This is a genomic window from Salipiger marinus, assembly GCF_900100085.1.
Taxonomy (GTDB): domain Bacteria; phylum Pseudomonadota; class Alphaproteobacteria; order Rhodobacterales; family Rhodobacteraceae; genus Salipiger; species Salipiger marinus.
Map to the genome: position 1 here is coordinate 1 of NZ_FNEJ01000030.1, position 14,087 is coordinate 14,087.

The 14,087-nt window shown below is 63.7% G+C and carries 11 protein-coding genes and 1 tRNA gene; 4 read left to right on the plus strand and 8 right to left on the minus strand.

The genetic code is table 11. From position 1 onward, the window contains the following. From BLR51_RS23525 to BLR51_RS23560, 7 genes are all read right to left on the minus strand, one after another. Positions 1–253, minus strand: a 253-nt coding sequence (locus tag BLR51_RS23525) for a transposase (RefSeq protein ID WP_207543619.1), incomplete at its 3' end; no start/stop codon positions are given. An 839-nt stretch (positions 254–1,092) separates the two neighbouring features. After that, positions 1,093–1,845 carry an inositol monophosphatase family protein gene (locus tag BLR51_RS23535; protein ID WP_089851586.1) on the minus strand — a complete coding sequence of 251 codons (753 nt, stop codon included), beginning with the start codon at positions 1,843–1,845 and terminating at the stop codon, positions 1,093–1,095. Positions 1,846–1,952: 107 nt separating this feature from the next. Next, positions 1,953–2,831 carry a glycerophosphodiester phosphodiesterase family protein gene (locus tag BLR51_RS23540; protein WP_089851588.1) on the minus strand — a complete coding sequence of 293 codons (879 nt, stop codon included), beginning with the start codon at positions 2,829–2,831 and terminating at the stop codon, positions 1,953–1,955. 82 nt (positions 2,832–2,913) lie between these two features. Beyond that, positions 2,914–4,014 carry an extracellular solute-binding protein gene (locus BLR51_RS23545; protein WP_089851590.1) on the minus strand — a complete coding sequence of 367 codons (1,101 nt, stop codon included), beginning with the start codon at positions 4,012–4,014 and terminating at the stop codon, positions 2,914–2,916. A 38-nt stretch (positions 4,015–4,052) separates the two neighbouring features. After that, a complete protein-coding gene (locus BLR51_RS23550; RefSeq protein WP_089851593.1) occupies positions 4,053–4,871 on the minus strand; it encodes an ABC transporter permease in 819 nt (272 codons plus the stop codon). After that, on the minus strand, positions 4,871–5,737 hold the full coding sequence (locus BLR51_RS23555) for an ABC transporter permease (RefSeq protein WP_089851595.1): 867 nt from the start codon (positions 5,735–5,737) through the stop codon (positions 4,871–4,873). Before BLR51_RS23555 ends, BLR51_RS23550 begins: the two co-directional genes overlap by 1 nt. Next, complete coding sequence (locus tag BLR51_RS23560) at positions 5,734–6,666, minus strand: ABC transporter ATP-binding protein (protein ID WP_089851597.1); 933 nt, start codon at positions 6,664–6,666, stop codon at positions 5,734–5,736. The genes BLR51_RS23555 and BLR51_RS23560 overlap by 4 nt, the downstream gene beginning before the upstream one ends. 63 nt (positions 6,667–6,729) lie before the next feature. Here BLR51_RS23560 and BLR51_RS23565 point away from each other — a divergent pair, with 63 nt between their 5' ends. Next, entirely contained in the window at positions 6,730–7,893 is a 1,164-nt protein-coding gene (locus BLR51_RS23565) for an ROK family transcriptional regulator (RefSeq protein ID WP_165616917.1), read from the plus strand. Between the two features lie 580 nt (positions 7,894–8,473). Here the strand turns inward: BLR51_RS23565 and BLR51_RS23570 are convergent. After that, positions 8,474–10,054: an RNA repair transcriptional activator RtcR family protein gene (locus BLR51_RS23570; RefSeq protein ID WP_089851601.1), complete on the minus strand. Its 1,581-nt coding sequence runs from the start codon at positions 10,052–10,054 to the stop codon at positions 8,474–8,476. A 176-nt stretch (positions 10,055–10,230) separates the two neighbouring features. Between BLR51_RS23570 and BLR51_RS23575 the strand changes: the two genes are divergently transcribed. From BLR51_RS23575 to BLR51_RS23580, 3 genes are all read left to right on the plus strand, one after another. Continuing rightward, on the plus strand, positions 10,231–11,787 hold the full coding sequence (locus BLR51_RS23575) for a vWA domain-containing protein (protein ID WP_089851603.1): 1,557 nt from the start codon (positions 10,231–10,233) through the stop codon (positions 11,785–11,787). A 181-nt stretch (positions 11,788–11,968) separates the two neighbouring features. Further along, a tRNA-OTHER gene (locus BLR51_RS27860) sits at positions 11,969–12,116 on the plus strand. Between the two features lie 372 nt (positions 12,117–12,488). Next, positions 12,489–13,874 (plus strand): RtcB family protein, encoded by a 1,386-nt coding sequence (locus tag BLR51_RS23580; protein WP_242656827.1) that lies wholly within the window; start codon positions 12,489–12,491, stop codon positions 13,872–13,874. Positions 13,875–14,087: the final 213 nt, after the last annotated feature.

Here is a 14,087-nt window from a genome sequence, read left to right on the forward strand (position 1 = left end):
CATCGTCGTGGTCCTGCCAACCCTGAGCGACCAGGAGCACCATGGTCCGCAAGAGCGACGGCAGGTCATGCACGACATCGGCTTGGCGGCGGCTGTCCTTCATCCGCGCCGCCATCCAGCCGATAATCCCGGTCGCGTCGAGAGCTTCTCGCAGCAGTACTGCGCCAGGATCGCCCGTCAGGCGCTCGGCGCGAGTTTCGATCGAAAGAGAGCGGTTGAATCCGGCCGTGACCGGCCGTAGCGTTTCACCCATGCGTGCGTCCGAAGCTGCTGGCGGATTTTGGTGTAGCAACTTGATTCTACGGCGCTTTCAGGCGCACGCAACCTGCCCCCATCGATTTGGATGAATAAACCGGGTTGATAGGTCTGCGAAATTACTTGAAGGCTTTCCGCAGTGGTATTTTGTTTATAAGATTCGCACAGCTCTTTAAGCGTGATCCCAAATTATGGTGTGAGTAAATGGCTTACCTCCTGGCTCGGGTAGAGAACTTCCCCCGATTTGACGGAGAGACCCTAACCGCAAAACCCGCCATGAGATACGGACAGAGCGGCCAGTCAGCCCATGAAGCTCATAATTTCTCACGAGCGTCCGATGGCTTCATTTATGGCCATCTTCCGAAGGAAGGAGGGGGGTGACTTAGCCCGTCTGGGCGGACATAGAGGCGCCGAAGAGATCTCAGGCGTGACTGTGATATTTATCAGCAGTGGTGCGCCCTACTCAGAGAATTTCGAGACGCGCCCCTTGAATGTTTCTGATCTGGCCGTCCTTTGCGCAAATTGTCACCGGATGATCCACAGGATGCCAGATCTCGCAGACATCAAGGCTCTCAGGGATTATGTGTTGAATGGCTAAATGTTAGCCATTCAACAGCACGGGCCTGATCGCCCTATCGCCGCGACTTTGGCCGAAACCGCCGCTCAGGCAGCGCGCAGCGCAATCCGTCAAGAGATTGCAGCTCTGCGGGCCTTCCTCCCAGATCTTTGCGGATCTTCTGGTGTCTTGGGCTGCCCTCTGGATAGGTGAGGCCTTATTGATCGCGACAAGACATCCTGCTCAGCCCGTAAAGACGGCCTCGGCACCAGAGCGCTCGGTCATGAGCGGTGCCAGAAGCAAGTTTGCGGCAAAGACGGCCCCCCTTTGAACAGCCGCTCTCCGGAATCGGCTCCTTCGGTGGTCACACCACCCGCTTCGCGCACCATCAAAAGCCCTGCCAGAGCATCCCAGGAATTCATGTGCAGTTCGGCATATCCATCGGTTCGACCTTCGGCGACCCAAGCCAACCCCAAGGCACCTGAGCCATGGCGGCGGACATTTGCACCCGCATCAAGCAGCCGGTGAAGCGCGGCTGTATAGGCGCTGCGTGAAACGCGGCTTGACCAGCCTAGCTCGACCGCCGAACAAGCTGGCGGATTTTCAGAAACGGCCAGGCGGAGTCCGTTCTTCGTTGCCCCACGCCCTTTTTCGGCTAGGTAAAGCTCGGATGTGCAGGGGTTAAAGATGGCGCCCAATCGGGTTTGACCGTTCACGACATATGCGATCGAGACGCAGAAATGGGGGATGCCGCGTGCAAAATTGTCGGTTCCGTCAATCGGATCGACAACCCAGACGTTTTCACCGCCGCTTGCTCCGCTTTCTTCGCCCAGAAAGCCATCGTCCGGGAAGGCTGCTGCCACACGCGACCGGATGAACTGTTCGACGGCCAGATCAGCCTCGGTCACCGGATCCTGCGGCCCTTTGAGCGCAAATCCAGCAGGACGGCTGTTAAAATGCTGCAAGGCGAGGCCGCCGGCATCCCGGATCAGCGTGTGCAGAAATAGGGCATGACCCATCTTGGAGTCTGTCATAGTGATCACCCGGAAAAAGGGCTGGGGACCAATACGATCCGCAGCGGCTGTCTGTCAGTGGCCCGAGTTCGGACGGGCAGAGGCTGGCGGGATACCGGCTGCCCGCCTCAATGGGCGGGAGCGGCGGCCGGCAAGGACGTCTGGCCGAGATGCTCTTGCAGCGCTTCGGGAAGATCGGTCTGCATGAGGCGCATCCCTGCGCGCATCAGTCGTCCCCAGACCGCATCGGCGTCACGCAACGCATGGGTGTCGGTCAGGCCGGTCGATGCGATCTGATCCAGCGTATTGACGAAAATATCCCGGCCCGCAGCCATCATGCGCGCGCCGAATGCCTCCGCCTGCGGCCAATCCTCGAAGAACGCCTCAACCATCGGTGCACCCACATCGGCCAGCAGGCCTGCGACCGCGTCACTTGCCCCCGCGCCGACAAAGCAGATCGGTTTGGCGATAAGCCCCAAATCCGCCAAGTGTGCGCGCAGAGCAGCGACCTCGCTGGGGCCGGTTGCCCATAGCTTGACGTTGACCGCATCGCTCATGCCATGTCGCCGCACAGCCTTGGCAATGGCGGGCAGCAGGACAGGCGATTTCGCATCGATATCAAGATAGATCCGGCCCCGTGCGGTCTCTAGGATCTGGTCGAAAAGCGGCAAGGTCTGGTCGCTAAACGCGGCATCCGGTCCACCTGCCCCCTTCCGCAACCGCACAGTCCCGAGGGTCGCCCAATCCAGCGCAGCAGGCATCACCGGCAGACCCGCCGTCCGCATCAGCGACATGTCATGCAGGCAGAACAGCTGCCCATCGCGGCTTTCCTGCACGTCGATCTCGGCAAAGGCCACGCCAAGAGCGATGGCGCGCTCGACCGCCGCCACCGAGTTCTCTGCCGTGTCCTGCCAGGCACCGCGATGGGCCACAGTGGCACCTTGCCAACTTTTATCGGCCAGAAACTCTTGCAGAGGAGCGAAGGCGGCAGGGCTGGAGGGGATCATAATTTCGTTGGTCCTTTGGAACAGGTAAGAAGGTATCGGCCACGGCAAGATTTCCCCGTGGCCGGTTGGTTCGCGGCTGAGGTCAGCGCTCCAGGATCACATTTTCGATGAAATATGCCTCGACGCTGTCACGGAAGGGCCGGGCGGGAGCGGCCACCTGGTTGGCGCGATCCTCGGGCGAGACGAGTGCCTTGCTGCTGTCAGCTGCGGCATTCATCGGAACCGTGCCGAATGTGGCATTGAACATGGACTGAGTTTCAGCAGATGCCAGCCAGTTCACGAAGACTGCTGCGGCGGCGGGATGTGGCGCGTTCAGCGGAATGCCAACGCCATTGCCACCGCCATTCATACCCATCTCGGGGACATAGAATTTCAGGTCTTTGCGCACTTCGCCGCGCTGCTGCAGACCGGCAAGATGGTCCTCCCAGGCCGAGACCATCACCAGTTCGCCGTCCGACAGGCGGGTGATGCTGTCGGCATTCGATGCAGTGATGACATAGTTCGGCCCATTGTCACGGAAGAAGGCCATGGCGGGTTCCAGCGCCATCAGCCGATTGACATCTTCGGTGCCATCAGCGCGGTCCCAACCGCCTAGATTGACGATGACGTTGGTATAGAAGGATGGGCCCGCGCCGCCGTTTTCATAGTTGAAGCCGAATTTACCAGGGTTTGCCGCCCAGAATTCCGCAAACTCCGCCGCGTTCTGCGGCAGGTCGGTCTCATCCACCTTGGCTGGGTCATAGGCGATGCCGCTTTGGTTGCCCCAATAGGCCACGGCATGACCCTGACCCGAGACACCCGTCACCTCATAGGCGCGGCCGCTGTCGGGGGGCAGGATGTGCAGCGGGATATAAAGTCCGGCCAGATCCATGCCCTCGTAGCGGTCAAAGCCTAGGGCATGCACATCAACATCGCCGGTCTTGCGCATGCGGTCGGCCAGAACCTTGTCGAAATGGCCGCCGATGGTGCCCTCGGCGATGGTGACCTTGATGCCATACTCCGCCTCGAAGGGCTTGACCGCCTCGCGCAGCGCATCTTGCAGGTGCCAGACATACCAGGTCACCTCGCCCTCGGTCCTGGCTTGGGCGACGATCTCGTCCCAGCTTTTGCCGGCCAGATCATTGGCCAGGGCGGGCAGGCCAAGCAGGGCCAGCGCGGTGGCGGAAATCATCAACTTTTTCATCGGAAGGGTCCTTTTGGGGTGTCGGAGAGAGGAAAACATCAGCCCTTGCCCGAACTGAGCGACGGGTTGGCCGAGCGCAGCAGCTGTTCAAGGATCAGCATCAGGATCACGTTGGGCAGCACCAGGATCAGCGACAGCACCGCCGCATCGGGGCGCACGAAATCCTGCCCAAGCCGGGCGTAAAGCAGTGTGGGAATGGTGGTGAAATCCGGCGAGCCCAGAATGAAGGCGATGGCGAATTCCTCTATCGACTGGATGAAGACAATCAGGAAGGCGGCCAGCAGCCCCGGTTTCAGCGCGGGCAGCCAAGCGACGCGGAACCGCGCCAGCGGGCTGGCCCCCAGATCGCGCGCGGCGTCGATATGGTCCTGACGCACCTGCTCGAAGCTGACTGAAAGGATGCGGATCGCATAGGGCAGGAACAGCAGCGCATGCGAGAAGGCCACCGCCCAGAACCGCGACCCCGTAAAGCCGATCCGGTGCAGAAGCGCGGTCAGGAAGATCGCCGTCACGAAGCCGGGCACCACCAGCGGCAAGAGCGTCAGCATCCGGGCGATCTCGCGTCCGCGAAACGGGATGCGGCCAAGCGCGTAGGCGGTGGGCAGCGTCAGTGTCAGGGTCATCAGCGCGGCAGTGGGCGCCAGCAAATACGAATTCAGCAGCGCCACCTGCAGCACGGGATTGCCCAGCATGTTGCGCCACCGATCCAATGAGATGGCCGGAGGCAGGATGTGATCGGGTGTCCAAGGGGTCGAGGCATCGACCAGCGACCAAAGGATCGCCATCCCGAAGGGCAGGGCCAGCCAAAGGGTGCCGATGAGCAAGAGGGCAACGAAAAGCGCGCGGTTCAGCGTCATCACAGCACCCCCCGCAGGCGCAGCGCACGTGACAGGACCGCGATCAGTGCCGCCCCCAGCAGGGATAGAACCATCAGCGTCACGCCCACCACCGCGGCCTCGTGCCAGCTGCGGGCCCGGCTGAACACCATCAGCTGGGCAAGGCTTTGCGCGTTGGTCGGCCCGGCGATGACCTGAAAGCTGTAGTCGGCCAAAGCGCCGATAAAGACGATGGTCAGCGCCGCCTGGAGCGCCGACAGGGACAGCGGCAGGATCACCCGGCGGAACCGCGCGAAGGCGCCCGCGCCCAGATCTCGCGCCGCATCCAGAATGTCATCGCCGATCGCACGCACCGAACCCGACAACACCAAGAGCGCGAAGGGCAGGTTTTTCCACACCTGCAGGATCAGCACGCCCCACGCATTGCGGTCATTCTGCAGCTGCCGGGGCTCGGCCCAGACCCCAAGCGCGACCATCAGTTGATTGACCAGCCCGTGATAGGCGATGATGTTGACGAACAGGAAAGCCGCCACCAGCCCATGCACCAACAAAGGCGCCTGCAGCACGGCCGAGACCAAAGCCGAACCGCGAAAGGGTCGTCGCAGCCAGATCGCCAGCGGATAGGCCAGCGCCACCGAGATCAGCGCCGCCGCGAACCCCAGCCACAGCGAATAGCCCACGGCGCGCAGATAGAGCCTGCGGTCCAGCATCTTTTCCCAATGGTCCAGCGTCAGCCGGTCCTCGCCCATTGGGTTGTGCAGTCCAAAGCTCTGCGCCAGCGCGATCCAGGCTACGGCGCCGATCAGCACAAGGATCACCCCCAGCCCGGACGCCAGCAGGGCCAGAAGCCGCAGCTTCGGCCAGACCGGATGCGCGCGCGTGCTCATGCGCCCTGCTCCAGCGGCAGGATATCTTCAAGGTCCAGCGCAAAGCGCAGCACTTCACCCACCGCCTGCGGACAGTGCGGCAGGCGAAGGCGCTGAATCAGACCGTTGATCTCGACCTGCAGGTCGATGTGATCGCCAACAAAGGCGCGGTCGGTGATCCTTGCCTCGAAGGCATTCACCGCCCTAGCCCCCGGGGGCAGGATCCGCGCGCGCTCTGGCCTCCAGGCGATGGCGGGGCCGGTGACAGTGCCAGCCATGGTCAAAGCCCCCATCGGGGTCCGCACCAGACTGCCCTCGGCCAAAGGCTGTTGGTCCAGCACCGGCAGGATATTCGCCGCGCCGATGAAATCCGCGACAAAGGCCGTGCGGGGCTGGTGATACAGCACTTCCGGCGCGGCTTCCTGCTCGATCACGCCGCGGTTCATCACAAAGATCCGGTCCGACATTGACAGCGCCTCGGCCTGATCATGGGTGACATAAAGCGCGGTCAGCCCATGGGTGCGCTGGATGCGGCGGATCTCGATCCGCACCTGATCGCGCAGCTTGGCCAGATGCGCGCCCAGTTCCAGTTGCGCGATCACGCTGTCCAGACGGCGGCTGCGCTCGGCGTGGGCCACACGTTTCTGGCGCAGCCCGAATTCCAGATTGGCCCGCACATCCAGATGCGGGAACAGCGCATAGGATTGAAAGCACATGGCCGTGTCACGAGCCTCGGGAGGCACATCGGTCACATCCACGCCGCCCATCAGGATCCGCCCGGCGCTTGGCGCCAGAAAGCCCGCGATGATCTTCAGCAGCGTGGTCTTGCCACAGCCCGAAGGGCCAAGCAGCGTGACGAACTCGCCCTCTGCGACCGAGAAATGCGCATCCGACACCGCAGTATGCGTGCCAAATTCCATGCGGATGTGTTGGGCGACAAGGCCGGACATCAGGGCTCCAATTTATTACCCGTTATGAGTTATTAACTAATACCTGTCGTGAGTGAAAATAATGTGACACTCTTCACCGCAGGCCGAAAGAATGGAGGGAAGATGTCTAGTAACCTGATATCAGTCAGTAAAAGCCAAGGCCTCGTGCTGGACATGATCCGCCGTCAGCCGGGAACCACCCGGACGCGGTTGCAAAACCAGCTGGGTCTGCCGCAGCAGTCGCTGCACCGCCTGACCACGCAGCTGGAGGAACAGGGGCTGATCCGCCAAAGCGGCCCTGCGACCGAAGGGCGGGGCAAGCCCACGCCGCCGTTCCAGCTGAACCCGGCGGGCGCCTTCGCCTTCGGCCTGTCGATCAATGCCGCCTCAGCCGAACTGGTGCTGACCGATCTGACCGGCGCGGTCCTGGCCGAAGAGACGCTGCGATCGGATCCCGATGATCCCCCGGCAGTGATTGCCGAAACCGCCCGCCTGTCCGCGATGCTGATCTCGCGCCAGAGGCTGGACCCCGCCCGCCATGCCGGCCTCGGGGTCGCGATGCAGGGCTTCCGCGCGGCCGGGCAGGATCAGTTCCGCACCATCGTGCAGCTAGACCGCTGGTATGACATGCCGATCCGCGCCGCCTTCGCCCAAGCCCTGGGCCCGTTAGTCTATGCCGAGAACAGCGCCAAGCTGGGCGCCATCGCGGAGGCTTGGACCGGCCATGGCCAGCGCTTCCCGACCTTCGCCTATGTCTCGCTGAACTACGGGCTCGGCGGCGGGTTCATGGTCGAAGGCAACCTGTCATTCGGCGCGCATTGGAACGCGGGCGAGCTGACGACGCTGTTCAACCTGGACCAGAAGCCGCATCGCCCCGCCTTGGGTAATCTGCTGCGCTACTTGCGCGAACACGGTCATGAGGTGGCCTCGATCAAGGCAATCCCACGGCGCGGAACGCCCGGCTGGGATCTGGTCGAGGCCTGGGTGGAGGAGGTTCATCCCGCGCTGCATCAGCTGACCCGCGCTCTCTGGGGCATTCTGGATCCGGCAGCCATCATCATCGGCGGCGAAGCGCATGACGACCTGCGCAGCCTGATCGCCGCGCATTGCCCGTTCGAAATCCGGGACCGGCTCGGCAACCCGATGCGCGGCCCGCTCTGCCTGCCCGGTGCTGTGCGCGGTGACCCAAGCGCCTGTGGGGCGGCGATCTTCGCGATCAGGAATACGTTATACGGGACCCAAGGCTGATTCTGGCTGCAAGCATCGGTTTGGCCGCACGGTTTCGACCGCGCGCCCGAGTATGGAAATGGCGGCATAAGGTCATGCCCGCGAATGCAGTTTTCGAAATTGCCTTAACTATCGGCTCAAGGTCATTTTGGAGCCCATAAACGGCGACCGTCACGAGCTTCGCACCTACGCTCCCTCCCAACCCGTTCAAGGCCGGAATGCGCTTGCTTTACGGCGCGCTGCTTGTCCCACCGAGCGGAGGTGGTTTGGGCGCAGCTCCGAACGGAGCGCGTTGCGGGCGCCGATCTGGAGCCCGCGCGATCATGGCCATCGGTGGCTCCGCGGGTATGTCGACCGGGCAGATCGACCCCGCGGAGGTTCTTATTGGTTCATAAACCTGACAATGAGATTTCCCGGCGCAGAGGCATTGCAGTCCGCAGGGGTGTCAGTCTCCTCGATGATTCCGAGGGCGCGCTTCCCCGCGGCTTGTCCCAAAGCGGCCACTCAGACTTTCCGCCGCACCGGCGGGGTGGGAAGGGTTTCACAAAAGGCTGTTGTCACCGTGGAAAGAGGAAAAACGTCCGAGATGCTGGTGTGGCCGTCAGCCGGGCTGATTGCCGGTCACTGTTCCCCAGTCGAGGCCAAAGCGCGACAAATACTTGCGCAGCCGGTCGGCGTCGTTCTGGCTGGCTTTTTCTTTCCGCGATACGGCGAACAGCCGACGCCCCGCCGCCGAAAGGCTGGCACATTCCCGGCAGGCGCGGACGACGGCGGCCAGTTGGGCGCGTTCGAATTCATCCAGACCAACGGCATCCGGGAGGAGTTCTGCCAGCAAGGCCTCGTCCAGATCGGCTGTTGCGGCGCTCCATTGGTCGGTCAGCGTTGCGATCTCGGCCTCGACCATCGGCACGGTGATGCGTCCACGCTGGGCCAGCACGGCCATGCGATGGGTCGAGGCCTGCAGATCCCGCAGGTTGCCCGGCCACAGGGTGGCAGGATCCTGCGCGAACCTCAGATAGCGGGCCAGCGCATCAGCATTGAAGCCGGTCTTGCGGCCCAACTGACGCTCGGTGCTGTCGATCATGTCCAGAAGATGCGCCCGAATGTCCTGGCGTCGTTCCCGCAGGGGCGGCAGGCGCACCACCCATTGCGACAGCCTTGCGTGCAGATCGGGCCGCAGCCGCCCTGCGCGCAGCAGCGCGCCGGGGTCGCTGGCGGCGGTGGCGATCAGGTGGAACCGGGCTGTCACCTCGGCCTCTGACCCGACCGGGCAATAGCGGCCGGTTTCGATCACCTGCAGCATAGCTGCCTGTTCGTCCGGACCTAGCTCATCAATCCGGTCAAGAAACAGAACGCCCCCGTCAGCCTCGTGCAGAAAGCCGGGCCGCTCGCTTCCCACCACGCCGGTCGCGGCGCGGCGCTGGCCAAACAGGGCGGGCAGCGCCTGTCCGCCGCGCAGGGTGGCGCAGTTGACCCGCACCAGCCGTCCCTTGATGCGACGGCGCACCAGTTTCAGCTCATGAATACGGGCGGCGAGGGCGGATTTTCCGGTGCCCGGCTCTCCCAGAAGCAGGATCGGTCCGTCCGATCCGGTGGCAATCAGGTCCAGCCGTTCGGCCACGGCCTGCATCTCGGGGTTGGCGGTGTCCACTCCGCCCAGCAGAAGGGCGGAATGGTCCCGCGCGGCCGCCTCGAACCGACGCTGCAAAGCGTTGTAGCGGGCAAGATCAAGGTCGATGATATCCAGCGTGCCTTGTGCCGCCGCGCCATCACGCGGAGGGCCGGTCTGCACCAGCCGCGCCGGGATGTGGCGGCTTTCCGTCAGAAGAAACCAGCAGATCTGCGCCACATGCGTGCCGGTGGTCAGGTGGACATGATAGCGCTCGCGATCCTCGTCAAACCCGTAATCGGCAGCAAGGTCGTAAAGCTTGCCGTAGACCTCCTGGAAATCCCAAGGGTCTGCCATGTCGATCCTGACCAGGCGCACCTCGGTTTGGGGCGAGGTCTTGGCGATGGCGGCAGCCACATTGCAAGCCAGATGGTAGTGGCGCTGGTCGTGGATCAGTTCCAGCCGGTCGATGGGGAAATCGGGGTGCGCGCAGAGTTGAACCGAGGGCCGCCATTGGCGTCGCTTGCCCATGTCGAGCTGGGTGCCGAGAAAGCCAATGACGACATTGCGCATAGAGGTGATCCTTTTGGATAAATCCATATATCATCAGATAAATTTCGACGGAAGGCTTTCTGCCAATTCGTGGTTTAGTCATTATTTTTCAACAACTTGAGCGAAAATCATGAATTTCTTCATGTCCCGCCCTGAACCGGGCAGAACGAGAGGGCGAAAACTGAAGGAATTCGATCATGGCAAACAAATCCGTGTTTGCATCGCGGGCAGGGCGGCTCCTGCCGCGAGCAACCGCCACCAACGCTGCAGGGGCCAAGGCTTATGCCTCTGGTGCCGAGCACAGGCTGGCGCAGCTGGCGATGACCGGCACCTTTGGCGGCGGGTACTATCAGGACGCACAAGCCGAGGTCTCGACCCTGGTCGAGGTGGCGATGGCGGTGGACCCGATGTTTCTGGCGCAGACGGCCGTGCATGTCCGCGAAAAGGGGCATATGAAGGATACCCCGGCGTTGTTGCTGGCGGTGCTGTCGGCCCGCGATCCGGCGCTGTTTGCGCAGGTTTTCGGTCGGGTGGTCACCTCGAGCAAGGTGCTGCGCGGCTTCGTGCAGATCCTGCGGTCGGGGCAGACCGGGCGGAAATCGCTGGGCTCGCGGCCCAAGGCCATGGTGCAGCACTGGCTGAACACGGCCACGGATGCGCAGCTGCTGGCAGCTTCGGTCGGGAAAGCTCCGTCGCTGGCAGATGTGATCCGGATGGTTCACCCCAAGCCGGGCACGGCGGAACGGGAGGCCTTCTATGCGTGGCTGATTGGCAAGCCTGCCGATACGGTGGCACTGCCGCGGCTGGTGCAGGATCTGCTGGCCTTCCGGGCGGGGACTTCGGCACAAGTGCCGGATGTGCCGTTCCAGATGCTGGCCGATCTGCCGCTGACGCCGGACCAATGGGCCGATGTGGCGCGCAAGGGCTCGTGGCAGATGCTGCGGCAGGGGCTGAACATGCTGGATCGCAAAGGCGCCTTCACGAAGCCCGGTGTGGTCGATCATGTGGCAGGCCTCCTGCGCGATCCGGGGCGGATCCGGGCTGCGAAGGCGCTGCCCTATCAGCTGCTGGCGACGCTGAAGGCGCTGTCGCCCGAGGTGGACGCAAAGCTGCGCAATGCGCTGCATGACGCGATGGAACTGTCTGTGGCGAACGTGCCGGTGCTGAGCGGGTCGGTTGCGGTCTGCCCCGACGTGTCGGGCTCCATGTCCTCGCCGGTCACCGGCTATCGGCCCGGCGCCACTTCGGTTGTGCGGTGCATCGATGTCGGGGCTTTGGTCGCGGCGGCGGTGCTGCGCAAGAACCCCAAGGCCCGTGTCATGCCCTTCGAGGTGGGGGTTCGCGAAGCGACGCTGGAGGCGCGTGACACGATCCTGACCAATGCCGCGAAACTGGCGGCACTGGGCGGGGGCGGCACCAACTGTTCGGCGCCGCTGGCAGCACTGAATGCGGCGGGCCTGGCGCCCGATCTGGTGATCTTCGTCTCGGACAACCAGTCCTGGGTCGATGGTCGGCAGGGCAGGCAGGCCACGGCGATGATGGCGGAATGGGGCAGGCTCAAGGCCCGGAACCGGGCGGCGAAACTGGTCTGCATCGACATCCAGCCCCTTGGCACGACGCAGGCGGCCGAGCGGCGGGACGTGCTGAACATCGGCGGATTCTCGGATCAGGTCTTTGACCAGATCGCCGATTTCGCGGCCGGGCGGATGGGGCCGGACCATTGGGTCGGCCAGATCCGCGCGGTGGCGCTGTAAGCCTTTCCCGGGCTTCTGGCCGGGGCGCAAGGCCGGGATCACTCTGTATCCCGTCCGGTTTGAATCCGGCCTCGCGCAGGGGGCGAAAGCCATTGCGCAGGTGTCCCGGCCCCAAGGCCTCCCGGCGAATGCTGGCGGAACTACAGACGGTCGCGGGTTCGAAACCCGCCCGCCCCCTGGGGCGGTAGCTCAGCGGTAGAGCACCTGTTTCGCCGAGACCTTGTCGCCGGCGCCATTGAGAAGGAGATGACCCCGGCGAATGCCGGCAGGACTACAGGGTAGAGCACCGGGTAAACCGGAGGTCGCGCGTTCAACTCGCGCCACGCGCAAGCGTGTAGCTCATGGAAAAGTCTTGCCAAACCTTGTCGCCGGACCCCGAAACCGGGGCGAATGCCGAAGAGACTACAACTCGACCCCGGATAACCTGTGGGGTTCAAGCCCCCACCTTGCTGGCGGTCATTCGTGTGGCCGGGCTTCCCATGGTCTCTTCCCCCATGTCGCCCCGGCCTCAACACCCCGGCGAATGCCGTGCGGCACTACAGGCAGTCACCCTCGTGGTCGCGGGGTCGAGTCCCGCCGCGCCCCCCAGATTTTGGGGGTGCGTCGCTCAGATGGATAGAGCACGACGTGTCGCCAATCCCTTGTCGCCGGGGTCCCATAAGTGAGTGAATGAGATGACGAATGAGGATGCACCTTCCCCCGTGACCGGGGCAGACCTGATCGCCTGGGGCCACCGCCCCGGCCCGGCGTTCCCCGGACTTTTGACCCGGGCCAATACGGCGCGGGACGAAGGTCTTGGCCTGATCCGCATCCGGCAGATGCTGGAGGCCGACCTGCCGCCGCCTGCGCCCGAACCGCTGGCCCTGCGCCGCCCCGGCGAGGTGCCGCTGCATGTCAGCATCCGCGCCGAAAATGCCGATGAGCAGGACAACATCGACAAGGTGCTGGCCACCATGGCCGTGGTGCTGAAGACCCCCACGGTCGAGTCAGGCGCCGTGATGCCCGATGCCTGCCCGGCGGGACCCTTGGGCACTATCCCGGTGGGCGGTGTGGTGGCGGCGCGCAACGCGATCCATCCCGGCATGCATTCGGCTGACATCTGCTGTTCGGTGATGATCACCGATCTGGGCATGGTCGATCCGAAAGCCGCGCTGGACGCCGCGCAGGCAATAACCAATTTCGGTTGTGGCGGGCGCGATCAGGGAAACCGCTTCACCGTCTCGCTGGATTTGCTGGATCAGTTCCGGGCCAATCCTTTCCTGAATGGCAACCGGATGCTGCATGCCGCGCAGGCCCATATGGGCACGCAGGGCGATGGCAACCACTTCATTTTCATCGGGCGGAGCCGCGCCACAGGGCGGGTGGCCATGGTCACCCATCATGGCTCGCGCGGGCCGGGCGGGCTGCTTTACAAGACTGGGATGGAGGTGGCCGAGAGGTTCCGCCGAAGGCTGTCGCCTGCCACGCTGACGCAGAACGCCTGGATTCCAGCGGATACGGATGAGGGGCGCAATTATTGGGCAGCGTTGCAGGTCATCCGCCGCTGGACCAAGGCCAACCACAACGCGCTGCATCAGGCCGTGGTGGAAACGCTGCGTGCCGAGCCGGGCGACCGCTATTGGAACGAACACAACTTCGTCTTCCGTCGCGGCGATCTGTTCCTGCACGGCAAGGGGGCGACCCCGGCCTGGGAAGGCTATGCATCAGATGCCACCGGTCTGACCCTGATCCCGCTGAACATGGCGGAGCCGGTTCTGGTGGTGCGTGGACGCGACGCCACGCGTGCGCTGGGGTTTTCTCCGCACGGGGCGGGACGCAACTTCTCGCGCACGGAACATCGCCGCCGGATGGGGGCGGTGACGCCCGCGCAGATGCTGGCGGCGGAAACGGCTGGGCTGGACATCCGCTTCCATGCCGGGGCGGTGGATGCCTCGGAACTGCCCTCCAGCTATAAGCGCGCCGGGGCGGTGATAGACCAGATGCGCGACTATGGTCTGGCCGATGTGGTCGATTGCATCGACCCCTATGGCTGCATCATGGCCGGAGGCATCGTGCCCCACCGGCAAGCAAAGCGGACCCGGCGCTAGCAGGGTTCGTTCCTTGGTCTTTGGTGGCTTTTGCGCTGTTTGCGTGATTGCCTAAACAATGTGCGGGCGCACGGCCGAACAAGATGCCGAGCTTGCCATCTTGCAGGTCGCGACGAACGTCTTCTGTTCTTGGGTCTTGCAAGAGCAAACGGGCGGCAGCAGATGACCGCTCTCCGCCCCCCGTGTGACGTCTATGCCTGTCCGCAGGCTCGG

Bases quoted from the DNA above. Each gene is read 5' to 3' on its own strand.
- BLR51_RS23535 (WP_089851586.1), bottom strand. From the start codon at position 1,845: ATGACAGACTCCAAGATGGGTCATGCCCTATTTCTGCACACGCTGATC.
- BLR51_RS23540 (WP_089851588.1), bottom strand. From the start codon at position 2,831: ATGATCCCCTCCAGCCCTGCCGCCTTCGCTCCTCTGCAAGAGTTTCTG.
- BLR51_RS23545 (WP_089851590.1), bottom strand. From the start codon at position 4,014: ATGAAAAAGTTGATGATTTCCGCCACCGCGCTGGCCCTGCTTGGCCTG.
- BLR51_RS23550 (WP_089851593.1), bottom strand. From the start codon at position 4,871: ATGACGCTGAACCGCGCGCTTTTCGTTGCCCTCTTGCTCATCGGCACC.
- BLR51_RS23555 (WP_089851595.1), bottom strand. From the start codon at position 5,737: ATGAGCACGCGCGCGCATCCGGTCTGGCCGAAGCTGCGGCTTCTGGCC.
- BLR51_RS23560 (WP_089851597.1), bottom strand. From the start codon at position 6,666: ATGTCCGGCCTTGTCGCCCAACACATCCGCATGGAATTTGGCACGCAT.
- BLR51_RS23570 (WP_089851601.1), bottom strand. From the start codon at position 10,054: ATGCGCAATGTCGTCATTGGCTTTCTCGGCACCCAGCTCGACATGGGC.
- BLR51_RS23575 (WP_089851603.1), top strand. From the start codon at position 10,231: ATGGCAAACAAATCCGTGTTTGCATCGCGGGCAGGGCGGCTCCTGCCG.